Origin of the sequence: Pseudomonas sp. FSL R10-0399, from assembly GCF_009600165.1 — a bacterium.
In the GTDB taxonomy this organism is placed as follows: Bacteria; Pseudomonadota; Gammaproteobacteria; order Pseudomonadales; family Pseudomonadaceae; genus Aquipseudomonas; species Aquipseudomonas helleri.
In genome coordinates this window covers 1-15804 of sequence record NZ_WIWK01000064.1, presented here as the reverse complement: position 1 = coordinate 15804, position 15804 = coordinate 1, and the positions used below count along the sequence as shown (strand labels likewise).

12 protein-coding genes and 3 pseudogenes are annotated in these 15804 nt (G+C 58.4%); 7 read left to right on the top strand and 8 right to left on the bottom strand.

Going from position 1 to position 15804, the window contains the following annotated elements; translation table 11 throughout:
• Positions 1-12: 12 nt before the first annotated feature.
• Entirely contained in the window at positions 13-1092 is a 1080-nt protein-coding gene (locus GHO41_RS17765) for an AraC family transcriptional regulator (RefSeq protein WP_153327314.1), read from the bottom strand.
• A 231-nt stretch (positions 1093-1323) separates the two neighbouring features.
• Here GHO41_RS17765 and phbB point away from each other — a divergent pair.
• From phbB to GHO41_RS17745, 4 genes and pseudogenes are all read left to right on the top strand, one after another.
• Positions 1324-2092, top strand: a pseudogene (gene phbB, locus GHO41_RS17760) (acetoacetyl-CoA reductase).
• Positions 2093-2183: 91 nt separating this feature from the next.
• Positions 2184-3110, top strand: a complete 927-nt coding sequence (locus GHO41_RS17755; RefSeq protein WP_153327316.1) for a ketoacyl-ACP synthase III — start codon at positions 2184-2186, stop codon at positions 3108-3110.
• Positions 3111-3276: 166 nt separating this feature from the next.
• Positions 3277-4374, top strand: coding sequence for an NAD(P)-dependent alcohol dehydrogenase (locus tag GHO41_RS17750; protein WP_153327318.1), 1098 nt, complete (start codon positions 3277-3279; stop codon positions 4372-4374).
• 118 nt (positions 4375-4492) lie between these two features.
• Entirely contained in the window at positions 4493-5971 is a 1479-nt protein-coding gene (locus tag GHO41_RS17745) for a DASS family sodium-coupled anion symporter (protein WP_153434260.1), read from the top strand.
• A gap of 18 nt (positions 5972-5989) precedes the next feature.
• On the opposite strand, the pseudogene GHO41_RS17740 reads toward GHO41_RS17745, so the two are convergent.
• The 4 genes and pseudogenes from GHO41_RS17740 to GHO41_RS17725 form a co-directional block, all read right to left on the bottom strand.
• Positions 5990-6097 (bottom strand): annotated as a pseudogene (locus GHO41_RS17740) (hypothetical protein); the annotation flags it as partial.
• Between the two features lie 585 nt (positions 6098-6682).
• Positions 6683-7507 carry a DUF2955 domain-containing protein gene (locus tag GHO41_RS17735; protein ID WP_256678795.1) on the bottom strand — a complete coding sequence of 275 codons (825 nt, stop codon included), beginning with the start codon at positions 7505-7507 and terminating at the stop codon, positions 6683-6685.
• A 42-nt stretch (positions 7508-7549) separates the two neighbouring features.
• Positions 7550-8153: pseudogene (locus GHO41_RS17730) on the bottom strand (HlyD family secretion protein); the annotation flags it as partial.
• The gene (locus GHO41_RS17725) at positions 8116-8340 is read right to left on the bottom strand and encodes a hypothetical protein (protein ID WP_153327322.1); all 225 of its coding nucleotides are present in this window, start codon (positions 8338-8340) and stop codon (positions 8116-8118) included. The gene GHO41_RS17725 and the pseudogene GHO41_RS17730, both read right to left, overlap by 38 nt.
• Before the next feature lie 346 nt (positions 8341-8686).
• Here GHO41_RS17725 and GHO41_RS17720 point away from each other — a divergent pair, with 346 nt between their 5' ends.
• Positions 8687-9661 carry a DUF2242 domain-containing protein gene (locus tag GHO41_RS17720; protein WP_153434259.1) on the top strand — a complete coding sequence of 325 codons (975 nt, stop codon included), beginning with the start codon at positions 8687-8689 and terminating at the stop codon, positions 9659-9661.
• Positions 9662-9902: 241 nt separating this feature from the next.
• On the opposite strand, the gene GHO41_RS17715 is transcribed toward GHO41_RS17720, so the two are convergent.
• Together GHO41_RS17715 and GHO41_RS17710 are read right to left on the bottom strand one after the other, a co-directional pair.
• Positions 9903-10943: an AraC family transcriptional regulator gene (locus tag GHO41_RS17715; RefSeq protein ID WP_153434258.1), complete on the bottom strand. Its 1041-nt coding sequence runs from the start codon at positions 10941-10943 to the stop codon at positions 9903-9905.
• Positions 10944-10947: 4 nt separating this feature from the next.
• Positions 10948-12078: a carbon-nitrogen hydrolase family protein gene (locus GHO41_RS17710; protein ID WP_048369026.1), complete on the bottom strand. Its 1131-nt coding sequence runs from the start codon at positions 12076-12078 to the stop codon at positions 10948-10950.
• Positions 12079-12289: 211 nt separating this feature from the next.
• On the opposite strand from GHO41_RS17710, the gene GHO41_RS17705 reads away from it, so the two are divergent.
• On the top strand, positions 12290-14326 hold the full coding sequence (locus GHO41_RS17705; RefSeq protein WP_153434257.1) for an NADPH-dependent 2,4-dienoyl-CoA reductase: 2037 nt from the start codon (positions 12290-12292) through the stop codon (positions 14324-14326).
• Positions 14327-14435: 109 nt separating this feature from the next.
• Here GHO41_RS17705 and GHO41_RS17700 read toward each other — a convergent pair whose 3' ends face one another.
• Positions 14436-15344: a LysR family transcriptional regulator gene (locus GHO41_RS17700; RefSeq protein ID WP_153434256.1), complete on the bottom strand. Its 909-nt coding sequence runs from the start codon at positions 15342-15344 to the stop codon at positions 14436-14438.
• A 125-nt stretch (positions 15345-15469) separates the two neighbouring features.
• Here GHO41_RS17700 and GHO41_RS17695 point away from each other — a divergent pair.
• Positions 15470-15804, top strand: a 335-nt coding sequence (locus GHO41_RS17695; protein ID WP_153434255.1) for an MFS transporter, incomplete at its 3' end; no start/stop codon positions are given.

Here is a 15804-nt window from a genome sequence, read left to right as displayed (position 1 = left end):
CACCATGACTGCTTACCAAGCTGGCGTAAGGATGCTACTCATCGGAGCATCTTCTGGGGGTGGCTGTGTGGCCCCGGAATAACTGGAAGTCAGGTTGCGGTAGCGACCTGGTGGCATGCCGAACCAACGCTGACAGGCTTTATGGAAACTGCTGGACTCCTTGAAACCTACCAGTTCTCCCACCTGATTCAGGGTATAGGAGGAGGTGCGGAGGTAATGGTCAGTCAGTTGACGTTTTACCTCGTCCAGAACTTCCATAAAATTTTTCCCCTCGTTGGACAGTTCTCGCTGTAAAGTGCGTTTGTTGACACGCAGCGCTATGGCCACAGAGTCCAGGTCACATATCTCCAGACTACCGAGGTGCTGCAGTAGATAGCTGTGTACCTGCTGGCGGTAAGTCGCGTCCGTTAACTGACCAACGCAATATTCTGCAAATTGCCGATGCAGCAGCGCAAGCGCTTCATTGGCAGTGCCGAGCGGAGCCTTCAGAGCCGCCAGGTCGAATACGATACTGCTGCGATCCGCACCAAATATCAGGTCACAATCAAACAGGGCCTGATGCAGGATTGTATCTTCTGGTTCAGGGTAGGTGAATACTATTTCGCGTATGCGCGGCAGGGTTCCCCCCGTCAGCCAGCGGGAGAAACCCAGCACCGATGAACAGCCAATATCCTCGGCCACTCGACACCACATGGCAGAGCCCGGCTCGGGGAGGACTTTTGCACAGAGTCGTAGCCGATTATCCTCCCGCTGCAGCCCCAAGGCGGCACCACTGCCCAGCAAGGGTGCATAGTGCACCAGCGCCTTGAACGCCTCCAGTAAATTGGGGCTGGACATCATGGTGTAACCTACCAATTGAAAGCTGCCGGGAAGGAAATGCTGATAGGCTTTCAAACCCAAATCCGGATTGTCACTGAGTTGCTGCGCCAGATTGGTCAGGTGGAAATAGGTTGAGCGCGGAAAAAAACCGCCATCCTCCCTCAATCTGGTCAGATCAACGCCTGCGGCACGGCATAGACCGATGGCATCCAGCCCTTCAGCCTTGAGTAAGTTGACTACCTGGCTGAGCATGCCGGTGCTTATCCTGTACATCTTTTCTCCTGATACACGGTGTTATGAAGGGTGTATATGGGAGAACTATAGTTTTCCCTTGTTTATAGTGGACCGAAATCAATGCAATAAGGTGAGCAGGACTATATCAGCTTTCCCTGTAGCCTTTATCTGCCAGGCATCCCGGGACAATTCAATGCGATAGCAGGACGTTGCCTAAGCTGTGACCAATTCAATAATCACCCGCCTCGAAGCCATACATAGGAAAACATCATGATCACCCCCTCCCGTGTCGCCTTGGTTACAGGTGGAACAGGTGGTATAGGCACTGCGATCAGCCAGCGTTTGAGTAAAGAGGGGTTTGTCGTTGTAGTGGGTTGCCATCCCGCGTCCAGTCGAAAGGCTGGCTGGATCAGCAAGCAATTGAAGGCCGGTTACCACTTCCACTACGTAGACGTTGATATCAGCAATTTGGGATAGCAGCTGTAGAGCGCTGCAGGTGGTACGGGAGCACGTCGGGCCTGTGGATGTGTTGGTGAACAATGTTGGCATCACCCGCGATTCCACCTTCCGTAAGCTGACCCTGGAAAGCTGGCGAGCGGTAATCGACACCAACCTCAATGGCCTGTTCAACACTACCAAGCAAGTTATTGATCATATGTTAGAGCAGCGCTGGGGAAGAATTATCAATATTTCCTTGGTCAACGGTTAACGGTCAACGGTCAGCGGTCAGCGGGGCCAGTTCGGTCAGACCAGCTATTCGGCGGCCAAAGCCGGCGTTCACGGTTTCAGTATGGCTCTGGCGCGGGACGTCAGCAGCAAGGGTGTGACCGTTAACACGATCTCTCCCGGCTACATCCCGACCAGCATGGCCGAGGCCATTCGTCCTGACATCCTGGAAGGCATGGTGGCCAGTATCCCGGTCAGCCGTCTCGGCCAGCCCGAAGAAACCGCTTCCATCGCAGCCTGGCTGGCCTCGGAGGAGTCTGCCTATGCTACCGGCGCCGACTTTGCGTTTAACGGCGGCATAAACATGCACTGATGCGTTGCGTGTCCAGCACCAGGCTGGCCAGCAAAAAAACTACCCGATAGCACTCAAGATCAGATCAGAAGGGTCATTTGGAGGTATTAATATGATTGGAATCAAAAACATTGCCAGCTATATCCCTGTGGGCCGGATCGACAACCTCGCACAGGCAGCCTCGTTTGATCGGAGTGAGGCCTTTGTCATGGCTAAGGTCGGCACGGCTAGCCTTCCGGTGAAGCGGGCGGATGAAGAAACCTCGGACCTGTGTGTTGCCGCCATACATAACCTGCTGGAGCAGAATACCGACCTCCGGGCCGAGCGCATCGAAGCCCTGGTGGTAGTCACGCAGAACGGGGATGGCGAAGGGTTGCCGCATACATCGGCGATCGTCCAGCACAAGCTTGGCCTGCCCGTGCAGACCGCTTGCTTCGATATCTCGCTGGGTTGCTCCGGTTTCGTCTACGGGCTTTATGTTCTCGCGGGCTTTATGCAGGCGATGAATCTGAAGAATGCCGTGCTGGTTACCGCAGACCCCTATTCAAAACACATCAATCACAGTGACCGCGCCACCACGCTGCTATTCGGTGATGCGGCGACGGCGACCTGGGTTGGCGAGAACCCAACCTGGAAACTGGGCCCGGCGCGCTTCGGTACTGATGGCGGCGGAGCCGAGCATCTGGTACGCAGAGATGGTCTGTTCCATATGAATGGCCGCAATGTACTGGAGTTTGCCAGTGCCCGTATCGCTCCGCAGATCGAAGAAGTACTGGAGCTGGCAGGCCTGACGCTGGATATGGTGGACAGGGTGCTCCTGCATCAGGGTAGCGCCACCATCATTGATCTGCTCAGCCGCAACCTGGGCGCCAACGGTCACAAGGTTATCAAGGACTTATCCGGAGTGGGCAACACAGTATCCTCCAGCATCCCGCTGCTAATGGCGCGTCACGCTGCCGAGTCGAGCTGGAACAACCTGGTGATCAGCGGCTTTGGTGTTGGCTTGTCCTGGGGCTCCGCCGTGCTGCAACGCAATTGATAAGAGCTGGCACAGGCATGAATATTCATCTGATGCCGATGATAATAGGAACACTCCCTCTGCTCTTGATCCTGGTCAAGTCGTCTGGGGGGAGATGAGGTAAGTTGTAATGAATGCCGTGTAATACAGAAGGTTGATTTCTACCCGATACTTAGGAGCAATACCCATGGCTGAGATGATGAGGGCGGCAGTATTTGTCGAGCCCGGACGTATTGAGCTGGCTGATAAACCCATCCCGGACGTTGGTCCCAATGATGCGCTGATCCGTATCACCACCACCACCATCTGCGGCACCGATATCCATATTCTCAAGGGTGAATATCCGGTGGCCAAGGGTTTGACCGTTGGCCATGAGCCGGTCGGCGTGATAGAGAAGCTAGGCAGCGCTGTGCAAGGCTATCAGGAAGGCCAGCGCGTGATTGCCGGGGCTATCTGCCCCAACTTTAATTCCTATGCCGCCCAGGATGGGGTGGCATCACAAGATGGCAGCTATCTTACCGCCGATGGCCGCTGTGGCTGTCACGGCTACAAGGCGACTGCCGGCTGGCGCTTCGGCAACCTGATCGACGGTACCCAGGCCGAGTATGTGCTGGTGCCCGATGCGCAGGCCAACCTGGCGCCGATCCCCGATGGTCTGACCGATGAGCAGGTGCTGATGTGCCCGGACATCATGTCTACCGGCTTCAAGGGGGCGGAAAATGCCAATATCCGCATTGGTGATACCGTGGTGATTTTCGCCCAGGGCCCGATTGGTCTGTGTGCTACCGCCGGAGCCCGGTTGCTGGGTGCCACCACCATCATCGCGGTGGACGGCAATGATCACCGCCTCGGTATCGCCCGGCAGCTGGGCGCTGATATCACGCTCAACTTCCGCAACTGCGATGTGGTCGAGGAGGTGCTGAAGCTCACCGGCGGGCGGGGGGCGGACTCGTCCATTGAGGCGCTGGGCACGCAACAGACCTTCAGTCAGTCGCTGCAGGTGCTCAAGCCCGGTGGCACCTTGTCCAGCCTGGGGGTCTACTCTGAAGACCTGAGTATTCCGCTGGGGGCCTTTGCCGCAGGGCTGGGCGATTACCGGATCAACACGGCACTCTGTCCCGGTGGTAAGGAACGCATGCGTCGGCTGATGAACGTGGTGGCGTCCAACCGGCTGGACCTGGGCGTGCTGGTCACCCATGAGTATGGGCTGGATAACATTGTCGAAGCCTATGAGCTGTTCGCCAACCAGCGTGACGGTGTCTTGAAGATCGCCATCAAACCCTGATAAAGGCCAGGGGCCTTAGGGCAGAAGAGCGTTTCTCTAGGCAGATCATCCGGGACTCGCTCATCTGCCCTACGATACAGATCCCGAGCCACCCATAGATACCAGCGGAGTTCCAGGCATGGCCCCCAAGCAAGAACGTACCTCCGATCTGCGCCCAGTATCAGCGCTGATTGCCATCGCCATTGGTCTGGGGGTCTGGTTGTTGCCCCAGCCCGCCGAGGTGTCCAATCAGGGCTGGTTGATGCTGGCGATGTTTATCGGCACCATTGCGGCCATCATCGGCAAGGCGATGCCACTGGGTGGCCTGTCAATGATTGCCATTGTGCTGGTGGCAGCCAGCCATGTGACCAGCGATGATCCCGGAGAGGCAATCAGGGATGCCTTAAGCAGCTTCAGCAGTCCACTGATCTGGCTGATCGCCGTCGCCGTGATGATCTCACGGGGGCTGACCAAAACGGGCCTGGGTGCCCGCATCGGTTATTACGCCATCTCGTTGTTTGGCAAGCGTACCCTGGGAATAGGCTACAGTCTGGCGTTGTCGGAACTGGTCCTTGCCCCGGTCACACCCAGCAATACCGCCCGTGGTGGCGGGATCATCCACCCGATCATGCTATCGATTGCCCACAGCTTCGGCTCCACCCCGCAAGCCAATAGCACCGGTAAGATCGGTAAATACCTGGCACTGGTCAACTACCATGCCAACCCCATCACCTCGGCCATGTTCATCACCGCCACCGCCCCCAATCCGTTGACTGTTCAGCTCATTGCCGAGGCCACCGGAGCTGCGATCAGTCTGAGTTGGACCACCTGGGCACTGGCCATGTTGTTGCCAGGGCTGGTGGCGATCGCACTCATGCCGCTGATCCTGTATCTGATCTACCCGCCCGAGATCAAGAGTACCCCCGATGCCACCCTCTTTGCCCGGCAGCGGCTGGAGGCACTGGGACCGATTACCCGGGATGAAAAGATCACTCTCGGGGTGTTTATGATTCTGTTGCTGCTCTGGGCTGACGTCCCGATGCGCCTTCTCGGCCCGGCTTTCCAGCTGGACGCCACGACCACCGCGTTTATCGGACTGTCGATCCTGTTGCTCACCGGCGTGCTCACCTGGCAGGACATACTGGGAGAAAAGACCGCCTGGGATACCCTGATCTGGTTCGGAGCACTGGTGATGATGGCGGGACAGCTTAACCAGTTGGGTGTGATTGCCTGGTTCTCCGGCACCATGCGCGACATTATCGCCGAGACTGGGATGGGCTGGCAGGGTGCAAGCGCTCTATTAGTACTGGTCTTCCTGTACTCGCACTACTTCTTTGCCAGCACCACTGCACATATCACGGCGATGATGGGAGCCTTCCTCGTCGTGGGGCTGACGATTGGCGCTCCACCCATGCTGTTTGTGCTGATAATGGCGGCAGCTTCTTCGATCATGATGACTCTTACCCATTACGCTACTGGTACATCCCCGGTGATCTTCGGCTCCAACTACGTCACCGTGGGCGAATGGTGGTGGGCTGGATTCATCATGAGCGTTGTGAATCTGCTGGTATGGGTCGTTGTCGGCGGTATCTGGTGGAAGGTGCTGGGCTACTGGTAGCGGCATTAGCTCATTAGCTCATTTTCGCTCCAGCAATCCCCTGGATTCCATATGCTGGCTATAGGGGAGTTGCTCAAACAAAGCGCAGCGGACGATGCGACGGGTGTCGTGCAGTTCGGCAATATCGTGGTAGCTCAGTTAGACATAACGACTGGGTTCAATGGTGATATTTATCAGCGGTGCTTCTGCGCCTTGGCAGCAGAGAAACAGTCAGATGAAAATGTATAACTTCTATCTTGCTGTCTGGAATCTGAGCCGCAAGACCCGGAGTGGCAGTGCGATAGTCTGCAATACCTGTATGAGCGCTTCGTCACTGGGAGCTATGCCAATACTCAACCGGAGCGCTGTGTAGTGTGCATGGGATTACTGCCGTGTTTACCCGGCAAGGTAGGAGTCACTGGCGAGCATGCTTCAAGGTAACCAGATCTCAGCGTGGGGAAGCCTCTCGGCAGCCAGCAAAAGTATTTACTTATTTCAAACCTTAATCATAAGTTTGGGAGGAGGCAGTAGCCTTGGGAGCAAGTCTGGAGGACACCTGCTTACCATCCAGATGGCAGGAGGTGCATGAGGTACAGCGCGAAGCGTTCAACATTTGAGTGATGGTGAGATCAATGGTTCATGTGTCGAGTCACGGCGAATCGATTGAGAAATCCATGGACCAGGAAAACAAGCGTCAGGGTCAGGATTACCTAGATCGACACAGAGGTCAGTCTATAATGTGGTGATGGCGCCAAAGCCTATTCCCGGTAGCCCTTTTTCCATGGAGTGCCAACGGGCGCAGACCATCAAGGCCGCCCAGAACATCACGAGAACCAAGGGTAAAATGTCATGATGATTGTAGAGTAACAACTGCATGATAAAGCCCACTGCACATCCCATAAGTGTGCCTATTGCACGAATCCTCCCGGCGAAATGCGCGCCTTTCCAGTGCATGGGAAACAGGATCAGGATGCTTGCCACTTGCGCGGACAATGAGTCTTTCAAGTCCAGGCATTGAAAGGCGACAAACGACGCAGTAGCGACCGTTGCGCCAAGCAGGGCTTCATGGCGCTGGCTGGGCAGGTCTTTTTCTATCGGTTGCCTGGGGCTGCGGGGAGCTGCATCTGGAAACAGGTAAAACATCAGGCCGGCGATCGCCGCAGAGAGCCAGATCGCCGCGCCATTGCACCAGAGCAGATCGATGACATCAGTTTGCGGATAGCTGGAAAAATGCAGCAAAATCGAGAGAAACACCGCGCTCAGAGCGCTGAAGAAAAACAGTGGTCCTTTCGCCATCAGCGCAAAGCGGTATAGAAACAACAGGAACACGATGGGTACCGCCAACACCGGTCGACCACCGAACAGCCCATAAAGCACTCCGACCTCCACGCTGACCACCACACCCTGTGCCAGGAACTGGCGGACCAGATGGGCATTCAAGGTCGGAACCAGGCCAAGGACCAACATCGGATAGACGCAAAAAAAGCGCCGTACTCCAGATTGAAAACCTTGCAAATCAACAGCCCAAGCGTACCACCGCCGGTAATGCGCAGGCATTGACGCAGGTCGTTTTCGCTCAGCCGATGGGGGCGGCCAGTCTCAGTAGACATAATGGATGATGCTGACGAGGCGGATTTGCAGCGCACCCATCAAGCGCGCCACAACATTGTCGCTGGAAAACAACTGTACGGTTGCCTTCGCTCCAGAGGGTAATGAGGGTGGGAGGTCGGTATTGAACACCAGGTGAATGCGTTGGCGTTGCGCATCCCTGACCCAACGATCCGATTGCAGTGGGGGCGGCCAGATCGCCGTTTGCGTCGATCTGGCCTTCTTTCACCCCCGACTCCAGGTGGCTGACTTTCGCCGCGAAAATTTCCCCTGGGCGGGCATCGAACACCACTGAGGCCGTTGTGCCTGGCTGCGCATAACGTAGCGCCTTTTCTCTGAAGTCAGCGGTGACATCTGCATTGTCTTCGACCAGCGCCATGACGGATGTACCGGCCTGGAGGTACGCCCCGGGGCTGAGCTGCAGATTGCCAACCACGCCGGCACGTTCAGCCCGGACTTCGCTGTATTCCAGTTGCAGTCGGGCCTGTTCCAACGTGTTATGCGCCTGGCGGATGTGAACATTATCGTCCCCGGGGCCACCTCTGCGTGCCTTGATTTCATCGATGGTGCTGGACGCGGCCCGCACTGCCCATCGGCCATGCTCCAGGCCAGTCTGTGCGGTATAGGTTTTCTCTCGCCAACACGATGTGGCGATCGGTTACCCGGGCTTCGATGGAACCACACACCTTGACCACCGATATGGAGTAGTTCACCAGTTCGTCGTGGGCATTGAGCACGGCGTAATGCGCCTTGCCACCGGTGCTGTCGATGATCATACCCACTTGGAGGCTCAGTGGTTATAGGGTTCGTCTCGTGCTAGTTGATTTGCGTGTTGTCAGTGTCGGATTATTAGTACATAATCCTGTCCATCAAAGTCGCTTGAATAGAATAACTCAAGCATTTTCAAAAGTTTATGTCGAGAACGAGAGTTCCGTCCGCTGCGCCATATTTGCTTCAGAGCCCTTGAACTCTCTGAAGCTACAAAGAAAGCGACCTTAGGGTCGCTTTTTTTGTGCCTGCGATTCCTTCGCGACTGTACCTCGTCAGCGACTACATACAATCAAACCGCGCGCGAAAAACGCGATCTGATGCACAATACGCCCCGTACCGTTTTCCTCAGGATCGTTAATGCCCATGTCCTTCTCCTTGCGTACCGCGGTAGTTGCCTTGTGTCTGGCCGGCCTCGCAGGTTGTTCATCGAATAAGCCGACGATTTACGATCATGAAAGCTTCGATGATTCAGGCACGTTCTCGCGCAATTACCCGGTGAGTGACAAGGTCTCTTGCGAGGCCGCGCGCCGGGCATTGCTGAGCCAGGGCTACATCATCACCAGCAACGATCCGAAAATGATCAGCGGCCACAAGAGCTTCCAGCAAAGTGGCGAAAGCCATCTGGAGATCAGCTTTAACGTGGTGTGTGCTGACGACGGTGGCTCGGCGCACCACGCCACCATGTTCGCCAACGCCTTGCTGGACCGCTACGCACTGAAAAAGGTGAACAACTCGGCCAGCCTCGGGGTGGGTGTGCTGGGGTCTGTGTCGATGCCGATCGGCTCGTCCGACGACTCAATGGTCAAGGTGGCCAGTGAAACCGTGTCGTCCCCGGATTTCTATGACCGCTATTTCTCCTTGGTTGAAGCGTTCTTGCCCAAGGATGCGAAAAAAGTGACGCCGACCGACGACAAGCCCAAGGCTGAGCTGGGTGTGCCTGAAGCCGCTGTAAAGCCACAGGCCGTACCAGTGGCACCTGTAGCGCCGGTAGAGGCTCCGGCTGCGCCTGCCACGCCTGCGGCCCCTGAACCTGCGCCAACGCCCGTTGCCGAGCCTGCGGTAGAAGCCACAAGCTCCAAGCCCGTAGCGCCGCCTGCAGACTTGCAGCCGATCGTGCCGATTGAAACGCCAGTCACACCGGCGCCTGTGCCTGCGATAACGCCTGCGATCCCGGCGGCGGTAACTCCGCCAGCCGCTGAGAAATCTGTTGAAACACCTTCAGAGAAAACCACAGAACCGGCTGCCCCGGCGCCAACGTCCACCATCACGCCGCCAGCCGAGTCGGCAAAGCCTGCTGTACCCGCCGTGCTAGAGCCTGCGTCGGCACAATAAAGGGTTGCACAAAATTTCTGAGGTCTGCTACGTTTAAAGTCAGTGCTGGACAGGGCCGCGAAGGTGTCATTTAACCTTCATGCGTACGCCTTAAGCTCAACCAGCGCCACTCAGGCATGACTTGAACCAATAGGCTTTTAAGAGGATGCACCCATGGACGACTATCAAGAAGAACTGCTCGAGTATCAGGCTTCGGAGCTGGACTCCCCAGAGTCTGCTGACGACGCGACTGAGCTTTGAATCAGGCCAATTGACGCTGGCGACGACGGAACTCTCCTGGAGTCTCCGCGTTCCAGCGCTTAAAGGCCCTCTGAAACGCCTCGGCTGAGGCAAACCCCAACAAATAGGCAATCTCGCCAAAGGCCAGTTCCGTGTCACGGATATAGGTCATGGCCAGATCTCGCCGCGTGTCATTCAAAATCGCGCGAAATTGCGTGCCTTCTTCTGCCAGCTTGCGACGTAAGGTCCAGGTCGGTAGCTTCAAACGTGCTGCCACTTCTTCCAGGTCCGGTTCCCGGCCCCCATTGAGCAAAGGCCCCAACAATTGTGTGATGCGTTCGCGCAGGCTGCGGGTGCGGGTCAGTTGTTCCAGTTCGCGCTCACACACCTGCAGCAGGCTTGCCCAGGTGCTCGGGCAGTGCACGGGATTGCGCAGATCCAGGGTCGCGTGGCTCAGGCGGATCTGATTGGTCTCGGCACGAAAGTTCACTGTTGCCTCGCTCAATGAGCGGTAGTGCTCGGCGTATTCCGGCTCACTGAACTCAATATCAACCTGCTCGCAGCGCAAAGCTTGATTGGCCACCGACGACAACTGTTGCAGCCAGCCCGCGATGATCGAGTCCACCACAAAGCGGTTGTAGGCGTTATACGGGCTGATGGAGTAAAACCGTAGCCAGGCGCCCTGAGCATCTTCGTGCAAGCTCGACTGGCCGCGATAGTTGGAGCCGTACAACGGTTCAAAACGGGTGAGGGTACGGGCTGCTTCACGCACCGTCGGGGCCTGAGCCGCAGTGACCCCGGCCAGCCCGGCCTGAGGTAAGCGGCTCAATTGGCCCATGCGCAAGCCCAGTGCCGGGTCGCCGGTGAGTGCGATCGCGGCATGCCCCAGGCGCATGTAACGCGGGATCGACAAGCGCGCCGAAGGCTGCGCCAGTCGGGCCGGGTCGAGCCCGTATTGATCCAGCAGCGGCTGCGGGTCATGGCCGTGGCTGCGAATGGCCTCGGCCATGGAATCGACAAAACCGACAGAAAGGTCACCCAAACGCATCGGCAGCGGTTTCATGGTCTTACAGCCACACGTTCAACAAGCGGGCACCATCGCCGGTGTTATTGGCGCTGGTCTGACCCTCGCGGCTGATAAAACCGTGCCCGGAGCTGCGTTTGTCCCAGAACTTGCCGCGCAGAAACACCGTAACGCCTGCTTCGGCCGTGCTGCTGGGTACGCTGCTGATCAGCGTCAGGCGGTGCCAGGCTTCACCTTCGGACACTTCGCCGGGCTTGAGGCTGACCTCGCTGGGGGTCAACACACTTTTGTAGCCGCCCCAGGGTTGTTCCCACGTGTTTTTACCCATGATGAACGCCGGCACGGCGATCATTTGCGCGCCGTGCTCGTTCAGGGTTCGGTAATGCTCGGGGTACCAGCTGTCACTGCCGATCAAAATGCCCAGGCGCCCGGCGGGGGTGTCGACCACATTCAACTGATGATCGGGGCTTGGCTGGATATAGCTCTGCTCTTCGTAGGTCGGCAGCAACTGACGCTGCGGTGTGCCCAGCGGCGCGCCATCACGGCCAAACACCACGCTGCTGTTGTACAGCGGGCCATTGCCCGGTACCAGCTTGCCGTCCTCAATGCGCGGGTCGGGCAGGGCGATGCTGCCAGCCACCAGCGTCACGCCAAATTCTTTGGCCAGGCCGCCAAACAGGCTCTGGTAATCGCGCGCCATCGAACGGGCCTTCATGCGCAGATGCGCATCGTTGGTCCGGCTGTCGCCATCTGCGCGCAGCCAGGCATTGGCAAAGGCCAACGGGTGGCTGAGCACCAGCATGTGCATGGCTTCATTCAAATTGGCAGCCTGGTACAGCTCGTTCTTCTCACCCTCAAACACCAGCCAACTGCCGATGTGCTCAGGCAGCACCACCACGGTTTTATCGTTGAGCAGCCCGTCATTGCGTGCGCTGTTCAAGTACGCGGCGAGCTTCAAGCGCACCAGGTCCAGGCTTTGAAAGTCGCGCGGTGACAGGTCGGGCTCGATGCCCAGCAGATTGCCACGGCCCTGATCAACGCCCTCGTTGATGGCCAGCTCCACCCGCAGATCAGACAAGTAATGACTGGCCGGGCGTTGTCCGGTCCAGTATCCGTAGCCAGCGCCAGCGGCGACCAAGGCGGTCAATAAGGTACAAGTAAATAATTTACGCATGAGAACGAAAGCGGTAACCGTGTGCAGAATTCGTCGACTAGGGTAGGTCGCTCAGCCCGGCTTGCCAAGGGGGGCTGCGCATTAAGGTTAGGAGTTTGTCATTTTGGGTCATTGAGCGAGCCTGGGAGTGTCTTTACTGTGCCAGACACAACCGACGAGGGCCAAAGAGCACCTCGCTTTCCGTGATTTAGCCTGTAACGGAGCATCCCTGATGACCGCCTCCCACTACCCCCATTTGCTTGCCCCGCTGGATCTGGGCTTTACCACTCTGCGTAACCGCACCCTGATGGGCTCGATGCACACCGGCCTTGAAGAGCAGCCGGGCGGGTTTGAGCGCATGGCCGCCTATTTTGCCGAGCGGGCCAAAGGGGGCGTCGGCCTGATGGTCACCGGCGGCATTGCGCCCAACGACGAGGGCGGGGTGTACAGCGGGGCGGCCAAGCTGAGCACGGCTGAAGAGGCCGAGAAACATGTGGTCGTGACCCAGGCCGTGCACGCCGCAGGAGGCAAGATCTGCCTGCAGATCCTTCACGCCGGGCGCTACGCCTACAGCCCGCGACAAGTTGCGCCGAGCGCCATTCAGGCGCCGATCAACCCGTTTACGCCCAAAGAGCTGGATGAAGCGGGCATCGAGAAGCAAATCAGCGATTTCGTGACCTGCGCCCAACTGGCGCAAAGTGCCGGGTATGACGGCGTTGAGATCATGGGCTCCGAAGGTTATTTGATTAACCAGTTCCTGGCTGCGCAGACCAACCATCGCACCGACCGTTGGGGCGGCAGCTATGAAAACCGCATGCGCCTGCCCCTTGAGATCGTGCGGCGCACCCGTGAAGCCGTAGGTCCGAACTTCATCATCATTTATCGCCTGTCGATGCTCGATCTGGTAGCCGGTGGCAGCGTCTGGGAAGAAATCGTGCAACTGGCCAAGGCTGTGGAGCAGGCTGGCGTGACCCTGATCAACACCGGGATCGGCTGGCACGAAGCGCGCATTCCGACCATCGCCACCAAAGTGCCGCGCGGCGCGTTCAGCAAAGTCACCGCCAAGCTGCGGGGTTCGGTCAGCGTGCCGCTGATCACCACCAACCGCATCAACACGCCGGAAATCGCCGAGCAGATCCTCGCCGAAGGCGATGCCGACATGGTCTCCATGGCGCGCCCGTTTCTGGCCGACCCGGAGTTCGTCAACAAAGCCGCCGCGGGTCGCGGCGACGAAATTAACACCTGCATTGGCTGCAATCAGGCGTGTCTGGACCACACCTTCGGCGGCAAGCTGACCACTTGCCTGGTCAACCCGCGGGCCTGCCACGAAACTGAACTCAACTACCTGCCGACCATTGCCGTGAAGAAAATCGCCGTGGTCGGTGCCGGGCCTGCGGGGCTCTCGGCGGCCACCGTAGCCGCTGAACGCGGGCATCAGGTCACGCTGTTTGACTCGGCCAGTGAAATCGGCGGCCAGTTCAATGTGGCCAAGCGCGTGCCGGGCAAAGAAGAGTTCTACGAAACCCTGCGCTACTTCTCGCACACACTGCGCACCACCGGCGTTGAGCTGCGGCTCAATACCCGCGTGGATGTGCAGCAACTGGTGGCGGGCGAATTTGACGAAATCATCCTGGCCACCGGCATTGCCCCGCGTATCCCGGCGATTCCCGGGATCGACCACCCCAAGGTGCTCAGCTACCTGGACGTGATTTTGCAGCGCAAGCCGGTGGGTGCCAGCGTCGCGGTGATCGGTGCGGGGGGCATTGGTTTTGACGTGTCCGAGTTCCTGGTGCAAGAGGGCGAGGCCACCAGCCAGAACCGCGAAGCGTTTTGGCGCGAGTGGGGCATTGATAGCCGTCTTGAGGCACGCGGCGGTGTGGCCGGGATCAAGCCCGAGGTGCATGCACCGGCGCGCCAAGTGTTTCTGTTGCAGCGCAAAGCCAGCAAAGTGGGCGACGGCCTGGGCAAAACCACGGGCTGGATCCACCGGGCCGGGTTGAAGAACAAACACGTGCAAATGCTCAACAGCGTGGAGTACCAGAGCATCGACAACGATGGTCTGCACATCCGTATTGGTGAAGGCAAGTCGCAGGTGCTGCCCGTCGACAACATTGTGATTTGCGCCGGGCAAGACCCTTTGCGCGAACTGCAGGATGGCCTGCTGGCTGCCGGGCAGAGCGTGCACTTGATCGGTGGCGCCGACGTGGCCGCCGAGCTGGATGCCAAACGCGCGATCAACCAGGGCTCGCGGCTGGCGGCACAGCTCTAAGAAGCACAGCATCCTGTGGGAGCGGGCTTGCTCGCGATGCGGGCGGCGCGGTGTGATTGTCACACCTTGTCGACCTTTCAGATCAAAAGATCGCGAGGCAAGCTCGCTCCTACGGGTGCTTGGGGCGTGCGTCCAGGGTCATGTGTTCGGCCAGAAAATCGACGAAAACGCGCAACTTCGGTAGCAAGTGGCGGCTGCTGGGCCACAGCACCGAAAATCGCCCGTGGGCGCTGATGTGATCGGCCAGCACGGCGACCAATTGCCGGCTCTGCAACGCCTGGCGTACGGCAAAGTCGGGCACGTAAGCCAGGCCAAAACCGCCCGTAGCGGCGCTGATCAATGCTTCCAGATTGTTGAACACCAGCGGGGTTGAGCGCTTCCACAGGCTGTCGTCCTCGTCGCGGGTGAAGGTCCATTCCTGCAACTGGCCATTGCTGGGGAACCGGTAGCGCAGGCACACGTGCCGCTTCAAGTCGTGAGGCGTCTGCGGTACACCCTGGCGGGCAAAATAGTCCGGTGCGCCGACCAGCACAAAGTGGAAGGTGCCCAGCGGCTTGCTCTTGAGGCGCGAGTCGGCAAAGTCGCCGCTGCGGATCACCGCGTCCATGCCTTCGCCAATCACATCGACCATGCGGTCGCTGAAGTCCATGTCCAGCTCGATCTCGGGGTAGCGCCGGGTGAACTCACTGAGTATTGGCAGCAACATGCGGTAGCCAATCGCGGGCAGGCTCACGCGCAAGCGACCGCGTGGTGCATCCCGCGATGAGTGCAGTTCGGCCTCGGCTTCTTCCAGTTCATCGAGGATCTTGCTGCAACGCTCAAAAAACAGCGTGCCGCCCTCGGTCAGGCTCAAGCGTCGGGTGCTGCGATTGAACAGGCGCACGCCGAGCCCGTCTTCCAGGCGCGCCACGCTCTTGCCAACGGCTGAAGCCGAAATCCCCAGCCGCTCGGCGGCGGCCACGTAACTGCCCAGTCTGGCGGCAATCACGAACGCATTCAGACCACTCAAGCTTTCCATGTGCTGCCTTTATTAAGGAGTTTTAGTTGGGTTAGAGCGGATTTATAGCCTGTTTTTATCCGATTGGATCGCTTTTATCCTCGTCGAACCTTCTTTTGCTGGGCCATCTGGCCGGAGCGTTTCCCATGAGTCTTGATCGCACACCCAGCGTGTCCGCTGGCTGGACCTTGCTCGCCGTCTGCACGGCGGCGCTGATTCTGCCGCTGAGTTTTTCCGGTGGTGCGCTGGCCACCCCGGCCATTGGCCTTGATCTGGGCGCCGGGCCGCTGGCGCTGACCTGGATCACCAACGCCTTTATGTTGAGTTTTGGCAGCCTGTTGATGGCCGCCGGCACCCTGGCGGACCGCTATGGGCGCAAACGCATGTTTGTCTCGGGCGTTGGCGTGTTTGTCCTGGCGTCCTTGGCACTGGGCTTGGCGCCGAACATTGTCTGGCTGGACGGGCTGCGCGCGCTGCAAGG

Bases quoted from the DNA above. Each gene is read 5' to 3' on its own strand.
- GHO41_RS17765 (WP_153327314.1), bottom strand. From the start codon at position 1,092: ATGTACAGGATAAGCACCGGCATGCTCAGCCAGGTAGTCAACTTACTC.
- GHO41_RS17755 (WP_153327316.1), top strand. From the start codon at position 2,184: ATGATTGGAATCAAAAACATTGCCAGCTATATCCCTGTGGGCCGGATC.
- GHO41_RS17750 (WP_153327318.1), top strand. From the start codon at position 3,277: ATGGCTGAGATGATGAGGGCGGCAGTATTTGTCGAGCCCGGACGTATT.
- GHO41_RS17745 (WP_153434260.1), top strand. From the start codon at position 4,493: ATGGCCCCCAAGCAAGAACGTACCTCCGATCTGCGCCCAGTATCAGCG.
- GHO41_RS17735 (WP_256678795.1), bottom strand. From the start codon at position 7,507: ATGCCTGCGCATTACCGGCGGTGGTACGCTTGGGCTGTTGATTTGCAA.
- GHO41_RS17720 (WP_153434259.1), top strand. From the start codon at position 8,687: ATGCCCATGTCCTTCTCCTTGCGTACCGCGGTAGTTGCCTTGTGTCTG.
- GHO41_RS17715 (WP_153434258.1), bottom strand. From the start codon at position 10,943: ATGAAACCGCTGCCGATGCGTTTGGGTGACCTTTCTGTCGGTTTTGTC.
- GHO41_RS17710 (WP_048369026.1), bottom strand. From the start codon at position 12,078: ATGCGTAAATTATTTACTTGTACCTTATTGACCGCCTTGGTCGCCGCT.
- GHO41_RS17705 (WP_153434257.1), top strand. From the start codon at position 12,290: ATGACCGCCTCCCACTACCCCCATTTGCTTGCCCCGCTGGATCTGGGC.
- GHO41_RS17700 (WP_153434256.1), bottom strand. From the start codon at position 15,344: ATGGAAAGCTTGAGTGGTCTGAATGCGTTCGTGATTGCCGCCAGACTG.